The organism is Burkholderia mycopellens (assembly GCF_964265025.1).
GTDB lineage: Bacteria > Pseudomonadota > Gammaproteobacteria > Burkholderiales > Burkholderiaceae > Burkholderia.
In genome coordinates, this window is record NZ_OZ183804.1 from 327,360 (window position 1) to 344,089 (window position 16,730).

The window sequence follows — 16,730 nt, forward strand, 5'->3', positions numbered from 1 at the left end:
TCATTCCACCTGCGCGAGTTCTTCGCTGCTGACGCTGATCGCCGCCTGCGCCATCGCGGCGATCACGGCCGCGTGCTGGTCGACGACGGGCAGCACGTTCGCGAAGTAGTAGCGCGCGCTTTTCAGCTTGCCGCGATAGAACGCGAGTTCGGCGGGCGTGTCGGCTGTTTCCGGCGCGTCGAGCCGGCGCGCGGCGATCGTCGCCGATTCGAGCAGCACCCACGCCGACGTGACGACGCCGAACATCTCGAGAAAGCGCGTGTAGAACTGGCTGCTGCGATGCGTGTGGCCGTCCTGCACGTCGCGCGCGATGTCGTCGAGCGCGGCGGCGATGCGATCGGCGCCCGCGCGCAGCGCGTCGAACAGCGGACGCAGCTCCGCATGCGTGCCCGCGTGATGCTGGCGTGCGAGAAACACGTCGAGTTCGTCGCGGTAGTACTGGATCAGCCGCGAATGACGGCCGAAGCCGAGCTTGTCGCGCACGAGGTCCTGCGCCTGGATGTAGTTCGTGCCTTCCCAGATCGACAGGATCTTCACGTCGCGCGCGTTCTGCTCGACGGGGCTCGCATCGGTATAGCCGAGCCCGCCGTGCACCTGGATCGCGGTTTCGCAGATCCGCCATGCCTGGTCGGAGATGAATGCCTTGCAGATCGGTGTCAGCAGCAGCTGGAGCTTGCGATGGCGCTCGATCTCGGCCGGGTCGGCGTCGGGCGTGGCTTCGAGCATCGCCGCGCGCGTGGCGGTCGCCGCGAGCTTGCCGAGCAGGCCGCGGCAACCGTCGACGCGGCTCTTCATGTCGACCAGCATGCGCTGCACGTCCGCGTGCTCGACGATCGCGACGCGTGCGGCGTGGGTGTTCGACGCGCGCTCGATCGGCCGGCCCTGCAGCCGGCGCCCCGCATACTCGACCGCATGCAGGTACGCGCTCGACGCGACGCCGACACCGAACATCCCGGTGCTCATCCGCGCCTGGTTCATCAGCGGCATCAGTTGCAGCAGGCCGACATTGCGGCGGCCGCCGAGCAGCCAGCCTTTGGTCGTGCCGTTCGCGCCGAACACGAGATGCGTGTTCGCGCAGCCCTTGAGCCCCATCTTGCGCGGCAGGCCGATGCAGTCGACATGGTTCGGCTGCAGCTCGCCGGTTTCCTCGTCAGGCCAGAAGCGCGGCACGACGAGGCACGACAGCGAGAACGAGTCGGGCGACGCGGTGTCGATGCGGCCGAGCACGAAGTACAGCGTGTTCTCGGTCAGCTCGTGCATGCCGGCCGAGATGTAGACCTTCTCGCCGTCGATCGCATAAATGTCGCGTTCGAGCGGCGTCGCGCGCAGCGCGACCGCGGTGAGGTCGGTGCCGGCCTGCGGTTCGGTCGCGCAGAAGCAGGCGTCCCAGCGGTACGCCTCGAGCGGCGCGATCAGCGCCTTCTGGTGCGGCGTGCCGTGCATCTGCAGCAGCTTGATCGCGGGGCGCGTGAAGCCGCCATACGTCATGAACGACGGGTTCGCGCCCATGAACATCTCGTAGATCATCTGCGTGACGATCGGCGGCAGCCCGTGCGCGGTGCCGAACAGCGTGTTCGACCATTCGTCGCGAAACCGCGCCCACAGCGCGTGGAAATGCGACGGAATGCGCACCTGGCCGTCGTCGAGCAGCGTGCAGCCTTCGACGTCCGCCTGCTGGTAGCTGCGGCCGAGATCGAGCGCGAAGTCGCGCGCACGTTCGAGCAGCGCATCGATCGACGCGCGGTCGTGCGTGCCGTACAGGCCGTGTTCCGCGAGGAACCGCTTGTCGGCCTCGAACAGTTCCCACAGAAAGAAGCGCAACTCGCGCAGGCTCACCTTGTAGGCGCTCATCATGCGTCTCCTTCGATATCGAGTGCGGCATCGAGGCCGCCGGCGAGGTCGACGACGGCCGCCGCCGCCGCGCCATGCAATGCCGCATCCCACACGAGCACCGTGCGGCGTTCGCCTTCGTCGAGCGCGCCCGCGAGCCGGATCAGCGCGGCGGCCGATTCGGCCGACGACAGGTGGCCGGCGGCTTCATGCTGGATGCGGGCGGCGACCGGGATCGACGCGGCATCGGCCACGCGCGCCGCGAAGCCGGGATCGAAGCCGGGCGGCACGCACCAGTCGATCTGGCCGGCGCGCAGCCCGGCCATGTCGAGCGCGCGGCGGATCGCGCGGGCGGCGACCGGTGCGAGCGCGTCGCGCAGCGCGCCCGGCGCGTCGGCCCACGGATCGGCGATCGACGGCCCGAATTCGACCGCGACGGACCGTACGCCGCCCCAGTCGGCCGGCTCCGGCGCCGGGCCCGCGCGCGACACGAGCAGCGCGGCCGCCGCGTCGCCGTAGCCGACCAGGTCGCCGAACTGGCGGAAGAACGGATAGAGCCACTTGTCGCTGAGGATCACGAGCGCCTGGTCGCCTTCGTCGAGCAGCCCGTCGAGCAGCATCAGCGCCGAATACCAGCCGAGCGTGCCGTTCTGGCCGAGCGCGAACGGCGTCACGCGCTGCAGGCCGAGTTCGTACTGCATGCGGCCGACGACCGAGTCGCCGATGCCTTCGTTGAGCGCGCAGCTCGCGACGATCACGTGGGTCGTGCGGGCCAACTGCCCGGAGCCGAGCTGGTCGCGCAGGTCGAGGGCCGCATCGGCGGCCAGGTCGGCGAGACTGCGCCCGGGCGGCGCGACCCGCAGCGTGGGCCGGCCGCCCGGCGCGAGGCGCGTGCTTTCGTCGGGCGTCAGCGCCCCCATGCCGCGCGGCCGCGCGAAGCGTGCCTGCGGCAACAGCAGGTGCCGGTAGCCGGGATGGCGTTCCTGGGCCTGGATCGCGCTGAACACCACGGCGGGCGGCAGCACCACGACGCCGCCGGACAGGGCCAGCGTGCCGGGTTCGGCGACGCGGCGCGCGCCGAGGCAGGTTTCATCGAGCGTCGACAGGGTCATGCGGCGGTCTCCTCGTTCGTGCGCGCGAACGCGTCGCGATACTGGTTTTTCAGCGCGGGGCGGTCGATCTTGCCGTTCGGGTTGCGCGGCAACGCCGGCAGCGGCTCGACGACGAGCGGGCTCATGTAGGTCGGCAGCGCGTCGCGGCACGCGCGCGCGATGTCGGCGCGGCATGCGTCGGCGTCGAGCGTCGAGACGACGCATGCGGCGATCGCTTCGCCGAGCGATGCGTGCGGGACGCCGAACACCGCCGCTTCGCGGATGTGGGGCAGCGCGAACAGCACGTCCTCGACTTCGGTCGGGCTGACGCGATAGCCGGACGTCTTGATCATGTCGTCGCCGCGCGCGACGAAATACAGGTAGCCGTCCGCGTCGCGCCGCACGATGTCGCCGGACCACACGGCGACGTCGGGGCGCGGGATCTCGCCGTGCCGGCGCGGCAGCGGTCGAAAGCGCTGCGCGGTCAGCTCGGGCCGGTTCCAGTAGCCGAGCGTGACGAACGCACCGCGATGCACGAGTTCGCCGGGTTCGTCGGCCGCACATTCGCTGCCGTCCGCGCGCAGCACGAGGATCTCGGCGTTCGGCACGGCCTTGCCGATCGATGTCGGGCGCAGCGCCGCGTCGGCCGGCGGCAGGTAGGTCGAGCGGAACGCTTCGGTCAATCCGTACATCAGGTAGGGCGCGGCGTGCGTGAACAGCGCCTGCAGGCGGTGCAGCAGCGGCGTCGCGAGATGGCCGCCGGTGTTCGCGAAGCGGCGGATCCGCGTGCGCGCCGTGTCGCTCCAGCCGGCGGACGCGAGCTGCATCCACAACGGCGGCACGCCGGTGATCGACGTCACGCCGAACGCGTCGCAATGGCGCGGCACTTCCGCCGGCTGCAGGAAGTCGAGCGGTGCGTAACACGCGCCGGACGCCAGCGCGGTCGTGAGCTGGCTCAGGCCCGCGTCGAAGCTGAGCGGCAGCACGCCGAGCACGACGTCGTCGCCGGCCAGCCCCTGGTACGCGGCAACGCTGTACGCGCCGGACACCAGGTTGCGGTGCGACACGACCACGCCTTTCGGCTTGCCGGTCGAGCCGGACGTGTAGAGCAGCGCGGCGGGATCGTCGTCCACCGGCCGGCCGGCGAGCGCCTGCGCCGGCGTGTCGGCGCAGGGCGCATCGATCGCATCGGCCAGTTCCTCGATCAGCATCGCGCGCTCGCCGACGAGCGCGGCGAGCGCCGGCAGGCGCTTCAAGCGCTGCGCGCCGGTGATGAACAGCGCCGCGCCGCTGTCGGTGACGATGTGTTCGATCTGCGCTTCCTTCAACTGCGGATTGACCGGCACGAAGATTGCACCGAGCGTGTTGGCCGCAAGCATCGCAACCACGGTTTCGATGCGTTTCGGCGCGTAGATGGCGACGCGCTCGCCGGGCCGGACGCCGCGCGATGCGAGCGCGGCTGCCGCGCGCCGAACCGCGCGCGCAAGCTGTTCGTAGGTCATCGTGCCGCCGCCGTCGGCATACGCGGGATGCCGCGGCCAGCGCGCGGCGCCGTGTTCGAGCAGGTCGGCGACGCTGATCAGGGCATTCATGATCGGCTCCTCTGTCGGGTTGGTCTAGGCGGGCCGCACGTACACGTGCGCGGCGTCGTGGGACAGGAAATGCGCCATCGAGTACGTGCGGTGATAGGCGCCGCAGCGCGCGAACACGGCGATGTCGCCGGCCTGCGGCGGTGCGCCCGTGTCGTCGCGGCCGATCACGTCCGCACGGCTGCAGGTGCTGCCGACATAGATCGTCGGCACGCCGCGCACCGGCGGCGCCGCCGTGCGGCGCACGAGCGACGGCGCGGCCAGCCGGCGCATCACCGATTCGGTCTGCGCAAGCAGGAACGCATGCGACAGCCCGCCGTCGCAGACCGCGATCGTGCGGTCCTGCCACGTCTTGACCGCGACGACGCGCGTCGCGAACACACCGGCATCCGCGAAGATTGCGCGGCCGGATTCGTGCGCAAGCGAGTACTGGCCGGCCAGCGGGGCGAGCGCGGCGGCATAGCGTTCGAACGCGGCGTCGCCCGGATGATCGTCGGCAAAGCCGCCGCCGAGGCTCAGCGACGCGAGCGGGGCGCCGTTGGCGGGCGCGAGGTCGCGGGCCAGCGCCGCGAGCCGTTCGGGCAGCACGAGCGTGTCGGGCTGCGCCGCGTCCTGGCGGATGAACGAATGCGGGCCGGAGAACACGTGCAGCCCGGCCACGGCCAGGCCGGCGGCGGCGAGCGTGCGCACCGCGCCGTGCGCCTCGTTCGGCGTCATCCCGAAGTGGTCGTGCCACAGCGCGCGCGCATCGTCGCCGGCCAGCGCGCCGGCGTTCACGCGCAGCAGGACCGGGCCCGGCGTGCTGCCGCCGGCCGCCGCCTCGCGCGCCAGCGGCACAAAGCGGGCAACCGCGTCCGGGTTGTCGAGCACGAAATGACAGCGCGACGCGAGCCCGGCGCGCATGAACATCTCGTCCATCGACGGGTTGTTCAGGTAGCGCGGCGTCTTGATCCGGCCGATCACCGCGTCGAGTTCGCCGCGGCTCGCGAGTTCGACGCCGTCCTCGTACGCATGCGCGCAGCGGGCGAGCATGTCCTGGTTCGGGTTCGCCTTCAGCGACACGATCAGCCGGGTGCCGAGCCGCGCCTTCAGCGACCGGTAGCGCGCGATCGCGACTTCCGGCTCGTACACGTAGCACGGCGTGCGCAGGTCGGCGATCCACGCGTGGTCGCCGGCGGGCGGAAGCGGGCGCTCAGGCGTCATGGCGGCCCACCGGATGGAGCGTCGCGGCCGCGTACGCGCCGCAGTTGGACTGCATCACGCCGAGCACGCGCTGCCCGCGCGCGACCGCGTCGAGCCCGACGTCGGCCAGGTTGATCGGGAAATCCGAACAGCACGCATGGCCGCGCGCATGGATGTTTTCCGCATAGAGCCGCTCGGCCGGCACGCGCATCGCGCGGCACAGCGCATTCCAGCCGGGCAGGTCGGCGTTGTGCGGCAGCACGAGTTCGTACGCATCGAGCGCATGCGGCTCGAGCGCGACCGCCGCGTCGATCGCCTTGCGCGTGTACGGCCACTCCATCATGATCAGGTCGGCCTCGTTCGCGGCGACGGTATCCGAGCCGCGATGCCATTTCGCATGCGTCTCGATCGCGATGCCGCCGAGCCGGTTCTTCGTGCTATTGCGCGCGATCAGCATCGCGGCCGCGCCGTCGCACTGCACGCCGGTCATCTGCCGCATCCGGTAGTCCTCGCCGTACACGCGGTCGGACGACACGACGAGCGCCGCGTCGAGCTGCGGATGGCGGCGCATCAGCGCGCGCACCGTCTCGATGCCGGCCGCGACCGACACGCAGTTCAGCTGCGCGACCGAGCCGAGCCACAGCGGCTCGATGCCGAGCTCGGCGGCCAGCTCGTGCGGCAGGCTGCGCGGCGCGGGCGGCACGCTGAACTGCTGCGTGTGCACGTGCACGATCGCGCCGATGTCGGACGGATGCACGCGCGCGGTGTCGAGCAGGCGGCCGGCCGCCGCGATCGCGAGATCGGTCTCGCTCGTGTCGAGCGCCATGTGGAAATAGCGGCTGCCCGAGTGTGCGATCGCCGCGGCCCGCTGCGCCGGGTAGTCGCGCTCGGCGGCCCAGGCCTCGATATCGACGGGCAGGCCCGGCAGCTCGTAGGCCGCCGCGTCGATGCCGATCCAGAAGCCGGCGTCGCGGGATGCTTGGGAGGCGTTCGTCGTCATGGTTCAGTTGAGCGGCATCGCCGCGTAGTCGAGGACATCGAGTTTTTCGAAGGTCGCCTGCACGGTCGGCGTGAGCAGGCCCATCTCGCGGATCGTCGGCACCAGGCGCCGGAAGATCGAGCGGCGGATCGAGCTGGACACCGGCGACTCGCGCACCATTGCGCTGCATTCGCGTTTCGACAGCCCCATCGGTTCCCAGATGTCGTCCGCGCACAGGTGCTCGTACAGCACGGCCGCGCCTTCGCAGACGAACTCCTCGCGTTCGCGCAGCTCGACCGCGCTCATCTCCGCATACACGCGGCACAGCGTGATCCGGCCGACCGCGAAGTGGCGTGATTCGTCGCGCTGGATCCGCACGAACAGGTCCTTGATGAACGGATCGGTGCTGTACGCGACCACGCTCTGGAAGATCGACAGCGCGATACCCTCGACGAGCACCTGCATCCCGAGGTTCGTCATGTCGAGCGCGCTGCTCGTGATCGTGTCGTGCAGCAGCCCCTTCAGCGAGCGGCTCATCGGGTAGCTGACGTCGAGCTTCTCGTTGACGAGCTTCGCGTACGCCTCGACGTGGCGCGCTTCGTCCATCATCTGCGCGGCGGCGCACAGCCGCGCGCTCAGGCCGTTCTCGGCCGACGCGAGCTTCGACGCGCAGATCAGCGCGGCCTGCTCGCCATGCAGGATCTGCGACAGCAGCCAGCCCTGCGCGTGATGACGCACCTCGCGCTTGTCGGCGTCGGACAGCTTGCCCCACAGTTCCGTGCCGTAGATCAGCAGCGTCGGGTCGGGCATGCCCAGCGGATTCGCCGGATCGAGGTCGTGACTCCAGTCGACGTCGGTCGCGACGTCCCACTGCGCGGCCTTCGCCTTTTCGTACAGCCGGTTCAGCGCCTCTTCGCGCAGCGCGTAATCGTTCGACATCAGTGCGTCGACGGGCATCGACCAGCGGATGTCGGCCGTGTCCTGCATAACGGTGAGCGTGTCAGTCATTTCAAGGTCTCCCCGGCCGCGCGGCGGCGCCGGAATCATGGGCGGAATCGGTAAACGTCGTGACGGCGCCGCGCGGCATGGCTGAGTGCGGGTCGAGGCGGATCGCATACGACGGCCACGGGCCGCGCAACTGCGCGTCGAAGACGTCGGCGAGCCGCGCGGGCCAGATCGCGCAGCACACGCGGTTGTCGCCGGCGAACTCCGCATCGCGCAGGATCCGGTCGCCGATCCACACGACCGGTGCGCCGCGCGCGGCATCGCGTAATGCTTCGTCGTACAGGTGCACGCCGAGCAGCACGTGCGGCGCGAGCAGTTCGGCGGGCAGCGCACCGAAGTACGGTGCGCAGACTTCGATGAACACGCGTGCGTCCGGATGCACGGCATCGCGGATGCGCGCGGTGACTTCCGCGAGGAACGCGAAGTACTGGACGTGGTCGAGGAGCACGCGGCGCTCGCCGCCGGGCGCATCGCCCGCGTCGTAGAGGTCGCCGGCGCTTTCCGCGAGCGCGGCGCGCGCATAGTCGGCCGGTGTCTCGAGCGGCATCCGGTACGCGCTCGCGGCGACCGCGACCGGCTGCCGCGCATCGCGCTCGATCCGGTAGGTGAAGTGAACGGGTCGCACCATGTCACGCCTCGTCGTCGAGAGAGAACGTCGCGTCCGGCGCGAACGCGACGTCGGCGACCGCGTAATAGCCGTTCAGCGCGAGCGAGCAGACGGCCGCGCGGCGCGGCGTGTCGCCGTCGCGATGCGCGAGCAGCACCGACAGCCACGGATCGCTGCCGAACGCATGACCGAACAGCCCGTGGCCGTCCGGCAGCAACGGCGTCTTGCCGACGGACGCGAGCAGCGCGCGGCGCGACGTCGCCGGAAAGAACGGCAGCGCCGCCTGCAAACCGGGGCGGGCCGCGCAGAAGGTGCGGATGTCGCGGCCCAGCCGCACGACCGCGCTGGCCGGCGGTGCGGCATCGGCCAGCACCGACGGCGCCGACGGCGACGCTTCGCGGCCGACGTCGACGAGCAGCGTGCACACGCCGAAGCCCGAGCGTCCCCATGCGGGGTTGCCGTGCCAGTACGTAAAACCGTGCACGTCGATGTCGACGATCTGCAGCAGCAGCGTGCGCGGCCCGGTCTCGGCTGCGGTCGCGAGCGTGCGGCGCAGCACGTAGCCCCAGCCCGCGCATTCGTACGAGCAGGTCATCCAGTCGGGCGTGTAGTCGTTCGCGCCGGCGAGTGCCTGGGCGAACACGCGATGCGGCGGCGAATCGTTCATCAGCAGCATCGACAGGATCGTCGAGCTGACCACGTAGTCGTCCGCGCCGACCGCGCCGCACAGCCGCTCGCGTTCGGCGCACGCGAGCAGGCCGATCGCGCGGGCCGTGTCGTCGAGCGGCACGGCCGCGCCGTCGCGCGACGGCGCGACGCGCCGGTACGCGAGTGCCTGCACGGTCAGCGCGGTCGCCGGGGCCGGCTGGGCGGCGGGGGCCGCCACGGTCGCAAGGGGCGCGAGCATCGTCGTGTCAGGCGGCGTGCTGCTGGCGGCGCAGTTGCGCGTCGAGCTGCTGCAGCGTCGTGTACTGCGTGATGTTCAGCGCTTCCGGGTCGATCGAACCGTACAGCTGTTCGCAGAACACGATCAACTCGACGATGTTCAGCGAATCGATGCCGAGCTCGCCGATGCCGGCGTCGGTATCGACGGTTTCGACGTTGAGGATCTTCGCGACTTCGCGGGACAGGATGTCGAGCGCGTCGGCCGGAACGTTCTGGGTCGTCATGAGAGGAGCTCCTGATAATGAAGTGGGTTGATCGGGATCGATCGGCCTGTCGCGTGGGTCAACTGCCGGCTTCGCAGCGCAGGCTCTTGCGAAGCTCGTGATAACAACGGTACGAACTGCCTTCCATCTTCGAAAACGCCAGCAGGTCGCGCTGGTCGTCGAACGCGGCGACCCTGCCGTCGCGCACGAGCGCCGTCAGGAACTCGTTCGACAGCAGCTTGATCGCGAGCACGCGCTGCACCTTGCCGAAGCTGTAGTGCGCGTCGTCGGTCTGGCTGCGCGCGGCGTCCGCGATGAACCGGTGCACGGCGCGCGCGTCGGCGTCGAGTTCGACGCGGCCGGTGCGTTCGAGCCAGCCGATATGCGCCATCAATGCGCGGACGAAGTAGGGGCGCACGACGGTCAGGTACTTGTTGAACACGGTCGGGCCGCCGATCCGCAGGCGATCTTCGGCACTCGCGCGCACCTGGCCGCCGACATTCGCGAGCTGCAGGTTGCCCGCGAGGAACGGTGCGCCGCAGGTCGTGCGCGTCAGCTTCCGGTATTCGTCGGGCCACACGAGGTAGGCGGCCGGGAACATCACGCCCGGCAACCGCGCGGCGACGACCGCCATGCAGTCGCGATGCGCCTCGATGCCCCATACCTTGTCGACGGTGAGCGCGAGGCCGTTGTCGTCGCTGCGCACGACCGTGCGCCATGCGGCGAGCGTCGGGCCGCCGCCGTCGCTCATCAGGAACGCGAAGTTATGGCCGCTGTCGATGCAGTCGCACGCGCGACGGTTCTGGTCGTCGGAGAAGAACAGCCCGAACATGATGCGGATGAAGGCGCGCATGAACGGCTTGAACAGGTGATGGAAGCCTTCGCGGCCGATCTGGTCGAGCAGCGCTTCGGTGAGCGGCGCCTCGTCGTGCCGCAGCGGCGTCGACGCGGACGAATCGGGCAGCACATCCGGCGTGGCGGCGCGCAGCGCGATCACCATTTCGCTGTCGAGCAGCCGCACGGCGGCCGCTTCGACGAGCCGGGCCGCCGCGCGCGGCGGCGTGCCGAGCGACGCGATCGTGTCGAAGTGGCGCAGCACCGGATACGCGGCCTGGTCGGCCACGCGCGGCAGCAGCGGCGGGGTCGCGAACGGGCCGGCGGACGAAGCGGGGACGGAAAGCGTGGACATGGGGCAGGGTTCCTGTCAGAAGCGCACGCGCACGGCGGCGTCGATACGGGTGCCGAGACCGACCATCCGGTACTCGGAGTGGCTGTCGGAGAACGCACGGGTGACCGCGACATCGACGCTCACACGCTGGTTCACGTCGGCGACGACTTGCGCGATGGCGAGCAGGCCCTTGTCCTGCGGCGAATAGACCCCGCGCAGCGAATACTCGACGCGGCCGATCTTCTTGCCGAGCCGCGCGAACAGGTAGTCGCGCAGGTTGCCGTCGACGCTCACGAAATCGGCCGTGCCGCCGAGGCCGGCCAGCGCCGCGCCGGGTGCGACGGGCAGCAGCGCGTTGTTCGCGCGGACCGCGCCGACCATCTGGCGCCACTGGCTCGCGTCGTAACGCGCCTCGTCGTGCGACCACTCGACGATCAGCGACAGGTTGCCGGGCAGCGCGCTCTGCATGCCGACCGCGCTGCGCCACATGACCTGGCGGTCATTGCGGCGATCGACCGCGTCGTAGGCGGCCGGCGAATCGAGCGGCGTGCCGTTCGCGATGAAGGCGGGCAGCGGCCGTGTCGTGCCGCGTTCGAGCCACGCGCTCGCATAGACGGTGTTCGAGCGCGCGACGTCGAACGACAGCGTCGCGCCCGCGCCGCCGCGGCCCGCATGACGGCCGGCGAGCAACGCCGCGGAGCCGCCGGCCCAGTTGTATGCACCGCGCACGAGCTGCGTCGCGCCCTGCACGTCGCGGTTGTCGACGTCGCTGCGCAGCGTGCGGTTCTCGCCGGCGATGAACTGCAGCGTGGTCTGCTCGCCGGCCCATTTCGCCTCGACGAGCGGCGTGCCTTCGACATCGCCGTAGCGGTCGTAGATGTCGGCCGTCGCGGCGCGCTTCTGGAAGAAGCCGAGCGGAAAGAACGCCTGCGACGTGTCGAGCGGATCGATCCGCTTGCCGGCGGTGAGCGTGATGCCGTTGTCGAACGCGTAGCGCACGCCGGCCTCGTTGAAGCGGGTGGCCTGCGCGCCGAGCGAATGGGTGCTGGCGACGGCGCGCGCATTCATGAACAGGTTCTCGCCGTCGATGCGCGCGAGCAGCCCGGCTTCCTGCTGGTTGCGCGGCTCGTCGCCGATCAGGCTGCCGAGCAGCGCGTGGCCGTCCATGCTGTCGACCGAGCGTGCGTACGCGATGCCGTTCAGCGTGCTCAACTGTTCCATCAGCGATGCTCCGTGCGCGAGCGTGCAGCCGAGCGCAAGCGGGACGGCGAGCGCGACGGCGGGCCAGAGTCGGCCGGGCGATGGACGGAGGCGGTCACGATGGGCGTCGACATGGGCGTCGTGGTCACTGGCCATCGGCAAGCGTGTCGGGATTGAACCAGCCCGACGGAATCTTGCGCGGCTGGCCGTCGAGGATGTCGACGACGCTTGCGCGCTGCTTTTCGATCTCGTTGCGATACGTGATCTTGCGGATCACCTTGCGCCCGTTCGCATCGACCGGCGCGGAGAAGTCGGCGCTGCGGAACAGCAGGCCGCTGGCGAGGAAGAACTGCGCGCGCACTGGCACGTCGGTGTCGGGCGTGACCCACAGCTTGATCGTCGGGTAGACGTTGTCGGGATCGGTCGCGGTCAGGTCGAGCTCGGTGGCCGGCTTGCCGGCGATCGTCGTCGCGCCGGCCGCGGCCGATGCGCGATAGCTGTCCGCCCAGTGCGTGCGCGTGATGTCGCTGATCACGACCTCGCCCTGCAGCCGCTGCATCCCGTTGATGCGGACCGCGCTGCGCGTGTTCGGCACGTAGAACCAATGGCCGCGCGTGGTCGCGAGGTATTTCTGGCCGTCGTTCTCGCCGCTGCGCGTCAGCGCGAGCGTGTCGCCGTTGCCGCGCGTATAGACGAGATAGCGCGTCGCGTCGCCGGACTGTCCGCCGACTTCGTTCGTGATCTGGATGTTCGTCTGCGTATCGGCGGCCGTGCTGCGGTATGCGTCCGCACGGGCGAGCATGGCCTGGGCCGTCGGCGTGTCGGCGGCATGAACGAGCGGCGCGCACGCGACGAGCGCGGCGGCCAGGTGGCGAATGCGAATCATGGGGCGAGTCCTTCGAGGATGTTGCGTTTGGCGAGCCCGAGCGTCGCGAGCAGCGCGGCGGCCACCCCGAGCGCGACGAACGCGCCTTCGACGGCGGCCACGGCGGCCGGCGAGACCGTGAATTCGAGCAGGATCGGCTTCACGCGGCCCGGCGGCGGCGGCAGGTGGATCTGCGCGTGATTGAGCGCGACCATCGTCAGCAGCGCCACCGCGATGCCGGCGGCCGCGCCGAGCAGGCCGAGGAAGGCGGTTTCCTGGATCAGCACGCCGCGCACCGTTGCAGCCGGCACACCGAGCGCACGCAGGGTCGAGATCTCGCGACGGCGCTCGACGATGCTCATCAGGATCCAGTTGCTCATCGACAGCAGGATGGTCAGGCAGAGAATCGCGCCGAACACCGAGAACTGGTTCTTGTACAGCGCGACGACCTGGTGATAGAGCGACACGAGCTGGTCCCAGGTCTTCACGTCGAGCGTCGGCAGCGCGGCGCGTAGCGCCGCGGCGGCGGCCGGCGTGTGCGCCGTGTCCGACAGGAACACCGCGATGCGCGACGCGCGGTCGGTGCGCAGCAGCGCCTGCGCGGCCGTGAACGTCACGTTGACGATCCGCTCGTCGACGTCCTTGTTGCCCGTGCTCATCACGCCGACGATCTGTGCGTCGGTCGCGTTGATGCCGCCGTGCGCGGTCGACGCCATCAGCTGCACGACCGAGCCGACGTGCACGCCGAGCTTGCGCGCGAGTTCGGCGCCGACGACGACTTCGGTGCCGGCATTCGTCGGCGACAGGTAACGGCCCGACAGCACCGTGTGATAGTCGAAGAAGCCGGGCGGCTCGCGGTTCGGCTCGATGCCTTCGCCGACGAAGCCGTCGCTCAGGTCGCCGTTCGAGATCAGCCCGTCGAAGTCGATGCCGCGCGCGGTGGTCGCGACGCCGGGCAGCGCCGCGATCGCGCGCGTTGCGGCGGCCTGCTCGTCGGCGCTCAGCCCGTACTGCAGCGGCCGCTCGCCGATCAGGTCGAGATAGCCGTGGTGCAGCACCTGCACGTGGCCGACGCCGCTGTCGATCGACCCTTCGCGCACCGCGTCGAAGGTCGCGATCACATAGCCGAGCGCGAGGCTCGACGCGAACGCGGCAACGCCGATCATCGCCATCGTGAGCACGGTGCGGCGCTTGTTGCGCCAGAGGTTACGCCACGCAAACGTCGACCAGTTCACGATTCACTCCCGGTACGCCGTCGCGCATCTCGATGCGGCGCGGCAGGTGCGCGCACAGACGATCGTCGTGCGACGCAATCAGAAAGGCGGTGCCCAGCGTGCGGTTGGTGTCGAGGATCAGCTCGGCCACCGCCCGGGCGTTGGTGCTGTCGAGGCTGGCGGTCGGCTCGTCCGCGATCACGATCGCCGGCTCCTTGGCGAGCGCGCGGGCCAGCGCGACCCGCTGCTGCTCGCCGCCGGACAGCTCGCCGGGGCGGTGGCGTTCGCGCGCGGCGAGCCCCACCGCGTCGAGCATCGCGCGGGCGCGCTCGCGGCGCGTGCGCGGCGTGCCCCACGCGAAGCAGCCGAGTTCGACGTTCTCGAGCGCGGACATCACCGGTATCAGGTTGAACTGCTGGAACACGAAACCGATGCGCTCGCGGCGGATCCGTTCGAGCGTGTCCGGCGCGTCGTCGATCCGGCGGCCTTCGAGCCAGCGCTCGCCGCTGCTCGGCACGTCGAGAAAACCGGCCAGGTTGAGCAGCGTGCTCTTGCCGCTGCCCGACGGGCCGACGAGCGCGACGACGTCGCGCTGGCCGATCGAGATCGTCGCGCCGCGCACCGCGACGACCCGGCCGGCGCCCTCGTACACGCGGGTGACGTCGCGCAATTCGAGCACCGGGGTGAGCGTGGCGGCCGTCATGCGTACGCTCCCTGGCCGGCTTCGGCGGCGGCCGCCGCGTGGATGACGGACAGCGCGCCGTTCGCATAGAGGTCGCGGCACTTCAGTCGCTGCAGCTTGCCGCTCGTCGTGCGCGGCAGCGAGCCGGGTTCGACGAAGCACAGGTCCTGCGCGGCGAAGCCGATCCGGGATGCGAGCAGTTGCTGGCACTCGGCGCGCGTCTGCGGCGTCGCATCGACGGGCCGCGCCTCGATCGCGACGACCAGCCGCTCGGTGCCGGTCTCCGGGTCGGGCAGGCCGAACGCGATGCAGGTGCTCTTGCGCAGCGTGCGATGCGACGCAAGCGCCTCCTCGATTTCGTGCGGGAAGTAGTTGCTGCCGCGAATGATGATGACTTCCTTCTTGCGCCCGAGGATATGCAGCTGGCCGTCGGCGACGTAGCCGATGTCGCCGGTGCGGAACCAGCCGTCGGCCGTCAGCGGCGCGGCGATCGAGCCGTCTTCCGGATTCAGGTAGCCGAGCATCACCGACGTGCCGCGGATCGCGACTTCCCCGACGGCGCGGTTCGGCAGCGCATGGTCGCCGTCGTCGAGGATCCGGAACGCCATGCCGTCGATCGGCGTGCCCATCGCCAGCACGGTTTCGGTGTCGATGTCGGCGCCGTCGTTCGCGGCGGCCGGTTGCGCATCGCGGCGCTCGATCAGCGCGCGCCGGTCGAGCGTGTCGGCGATCACGTACGGCGCGCCATCGACCGCGCCTTCGTGCCACGCGCGATGCATCGACACCGCGAGCGTCGATTCGGCCATCCCGTAGCACGGCTGCAGCGTCGAGGCCGCGAGACCGTACGGGGCGAACGTCGCGGCGAAGTCGCGCAGCGTCGCGTCGTCCACGCGTTCGCCGCCGATGAAGATGTTGCGGCACGCGGACAGATCGACGCCCTCCATCGCGGCGGCGTTGAAACGGCGCACGCAGTAGCGCAGCGCGAAGGTCGGCACCGACGTCGTCGTCGCGCGCGCCGACGCGATGCGCTTCAACCAGCCGAGCGGATTCCGGATGAAGCTGTTCGGCTGCATCATCAGCAGCGGCGCGCGGTAATGCATGTTCGACAGCAGCGTGAGCAGCCCCATGTCGTGATAGAGCGGCAGCCACGACGCGGTACCGTCGCCGGCCGCGAGGTCGAAACGCACCGACCCGCCGATGCCGAGCACGTTCGAGATCACGTTCTCGTGGCTGAGCACCGCGGCCTTCGGGTGCGACGTCGAGCCCGACGTGAGCTGGACATGATGCGGATCGCTGCCGTGCTTCGCACTGATCAGCGCGCGTGCGCCGGCATCCGCAGCGAGCGACAGCGTCTCGAGATCGACGACGCGCGTGGACGAGGCGGGAAACGCGTCGTCGCGCCATGCGGCGGACCGGGCATCCGCGGCGATGACGAGGCGCGGCCGGTACAGCTCGCATGCGACGTCGATCACTTGCCGCCCGGCGGTGGCGCGGCGCGCGGGAACCGGCACGGTGCAGGGCAGCGCGCCCGTCATCACGCAGGCCATCATCGCGGCCGCGTGTTCGATCGACGCGGGCAATGCCAGCATCACCATGTCGTTCTCGCGCACATCGAGTTCGCGCAGCGCGCCGGACTGGCGAAACACTTCTTCCGCGAAGCGCCGGTACGTGATGCTCGCCTCGTTGCCGGCTTCGTCGACGAACGTCATGCGATGCATGGCGCCGGCGACGTCCTCGAGCGATTCGATCAGGCGATGAATGGTGGATGCGTACTTCGTCACGAGGATTCTCCCCTTGAGGAACACGGCCGCTCGCGCCACGGTGCCGGCGGCGCCGTTCGTCGAGTGAGGGGGATTCTTGCCGGATCGTCAGGGCGCGACAAACGGAATATTTGCAGGCTATGCATGAGCAGCACGCATCCACTCGGCGTGGCGATACGCGTGAGCACGTGCGAGGTGAATGGTCGGTACGCATTCGACCGGTCGTCTAGTTCACGATGTGGGGCGCTCATGCGCGGGCGTCATGCAATGCGTTCGGAAAATTCGTTTGTCCGAAGCATCGACTCACAGAAGAATTGCAACCCGGCAGCGCGCCAGCGTCGCCGCGTCATCGTGCCGGGCAAGGTCCGGCTCAAGGAGAGCGTCTTGTCCGTCACCTCATCGCTTGTCGC

The 16,730-nt window shown here is 70.1% G+C and carries 15 protein-coding genes; all 15 read right to left on the minus strand.

Features of this window, described 5'->3' with window-relative positions; all coding sequences use genetic code 11:
• From ACPTTC_RS35290 to ACPTTC_RS35360, 15 genes are read right to left on the minus strand one after another with little or no spacing between them, the layout of a single operon-like run.
• Window positions 1–1,851 carry an acyl-CoA dehydrogenase gene (locus tag ACPTTC_RS35290; RefSeq protein WP_423395963.1) on the minus strand — a complete coding sequence of 617 codons (1,851 nt, stop codon included), beginning with the start codon at window positions 1,849–1,851 and terminating at the stop codon, window positions 1–3.
• Window positions 1,851–2,942, minus strand: a complete 1,092-nt coding sequence (locus ACPTTC_RS35295) for a hypothetical protein (protein ID WP_226198364.1) — start codon at window positions 2,940–2,942, stop codon at window positions 1,851–1,853. The genes ACPTTC_RS35290 and ACPTTC_RS35295 overlap by 1 nt, the downstream gene beginning before the upstream one ends.
• Window positions 2,939–4,513 carry an acyl-CoA ligase (AMP-forming), exosortase A system-associated gene (locus ACPTTC_RS35300; RefSeq protein WP_423395964.1) on the minus strand — a complete coding sequence of 525 codons (1,575 nt, stop codon included), beginning with the start codon at window positions 4,511–4,513 and terminating at the stop codon, window positions 2,939–2,941. The genes ACPTTC_RS35295 and ACPTTC_RS35300 overlap by 4 nt, the downstream gene beginning before the upstream one ends.
• Before the next feature lie 24 nt (window positions 4,514–4,537).
• Window positions 4,538–5,713: a PLP-dependent decarboxylase gene (locus ACPTTC_RS35305; RefSeq protein ID WP_423395965.1), complete on the minus strand. Its 1,176-nt coding sequence runs from the start codon at window positions 5,711–5,713 to the stop codon at window positions 4,538–4,540.
• Window positions 5,703–6,692: a ketoacyl-ACP synthase III family protein gene (locus ACPTTC_RS35310; RefSeq protein WP_423395966.1), complete on the minus strand. Its 990-nt coding sequence runs from the start codon at window positions 6,690–6,692 to the stop codon at window positions 5,703–5,705. Before ACPTTC_RS35310 ends, ACPTTC_RS35305 begins: the two co-directional genes overlap by 11 nt.
• 3 nt (window positions 6,693–6,695) lie before the next feature.
• Window positions 6,696–7,679, minus strand: coding sequence for a ferritin-like domain-containing protein (locus ACPTTC_RS35315; protein WP_069249716.1), 984 nt, complete (start codon window positions 7,677–7,679; stop codon window positions 6,696–6,698).
• Window position 7,680: 1 nt separating this feature from the next.
• Window positions 7,681–8,304, minus strand: a complete 624-nt coding sequence (locus tag ACPTTC_RS35320; protein ID WP_423395967.1) for a hypothetical protein — start codon at window positions 8,302–8,304, stop codon at window positions 7,681–7,683.
• A 1-nt stretch (window position 8,305) separates the two neighbouring features.
• Window positions 8,306–9,190, minus strand: coding sequence for a hypothetical protein (locus ACPTTC_RS35325; protein ID WP_423395968.1), 885 nt, complete (start codon window positions 9,188–9,190; stop codon window positions 8,306–8,308).
• 7 nt (window positions 9,191–9,197) lie between these two features.
• Window positions 9,198–9,452, minus strand: coding sequence for an acyl carrier protein (locus ACPTTC_RS35330; protein WP_011350104.1), 255 nt, complete (start codon window positions 9,450–9,452; stop codon window positions 9,198–9,200).
• Window positions 9,453–9,510: 58 nt separating this feature from the next.
• Window positions 9,511–10,620: a hypothetical protein gene (locus tag ACPTTC_RS35335; RefSeq protein WP_423395969.1), complete on the minus strand. Its 1,110-nt coding sequence runs from the start codon at window positions 10,618–10,620 to the stop codon at window positions 9,511–9,513.
• Window positions 10,621–10,635: 15 nt separating this feature from the next.
• Window positions 10,636–11,955: a hypothetical protein gene (locus tag ACPTTC_RS35340; protein WP_423395970.1), complete on the minus strand. Its 1,320-nt coding sequence runs from the start codon at window positions 11,953–11,955 to the stop codon at window positions 10,636–10,638.
• Window positions 11,945–12,685 carry an outer membrane lipoprotein-sorting protein gene (locus tag ACPTTC_RS35345; RefSeq protein WP_226198356.1) on the minus strand — a complete coding sequence of 247 codons (741 nt, stop codon included), beginning with the start codon at window positions 12,683–12,685 and terminating at the stop codon, window positions 11,945–11,947. The genes ACPTTC_RS35340 and ACPTTC_RS35345 overlap by 11 nt, the downstream gene beginning before the upstream one ends.
• On the minus strand, window positions 12,682–13,899 hold the full coding sequence (locus tag ACPTTC_RS35350; RefSeq protein WP_423395971.1) for an ABC transporter permease: 1,218 nt from the start codon (window positions 13,897–13,899) through the stop codon (window positions 12,682–12,684). Before ACPTTC_RS35350 ends, ACPTTC_RS35345 begins: the two co-directional genes overlap by 4 nt.
• The gene (locus ACPTTC_RS35355; protein WP_423395972.1) at window positions 13,871–14,581 is read right to left on the minus strand and encodes an ABC transporter ATP-binding protein; all 711 of its coding nucleotides are present in this window, start codon (window positions 14,579–14,581) and stop codon (window positions 13,871–13,873) included. The genes ACPTTC_RS35350 and ACPTTC_RS35355 overlap by 29 nt, the downstream gene beginning before the upstream one ends.
• Entirely contained in the window at window positions 14,578–16,341 is a 1,764-nt protein-coding gene (locus tag ACPTTC_RS35360; protein WP_423395973.1) for a fatty acyl-AMP ligase, read from the minus strand. Before ACPTTC_RS35360 ends, ACPTTC_RS35355 begins: the two co-directional genes overlap by 4 nt.
• Window positions 16,342–16,730: the final 389 nt, after the last annotated feature.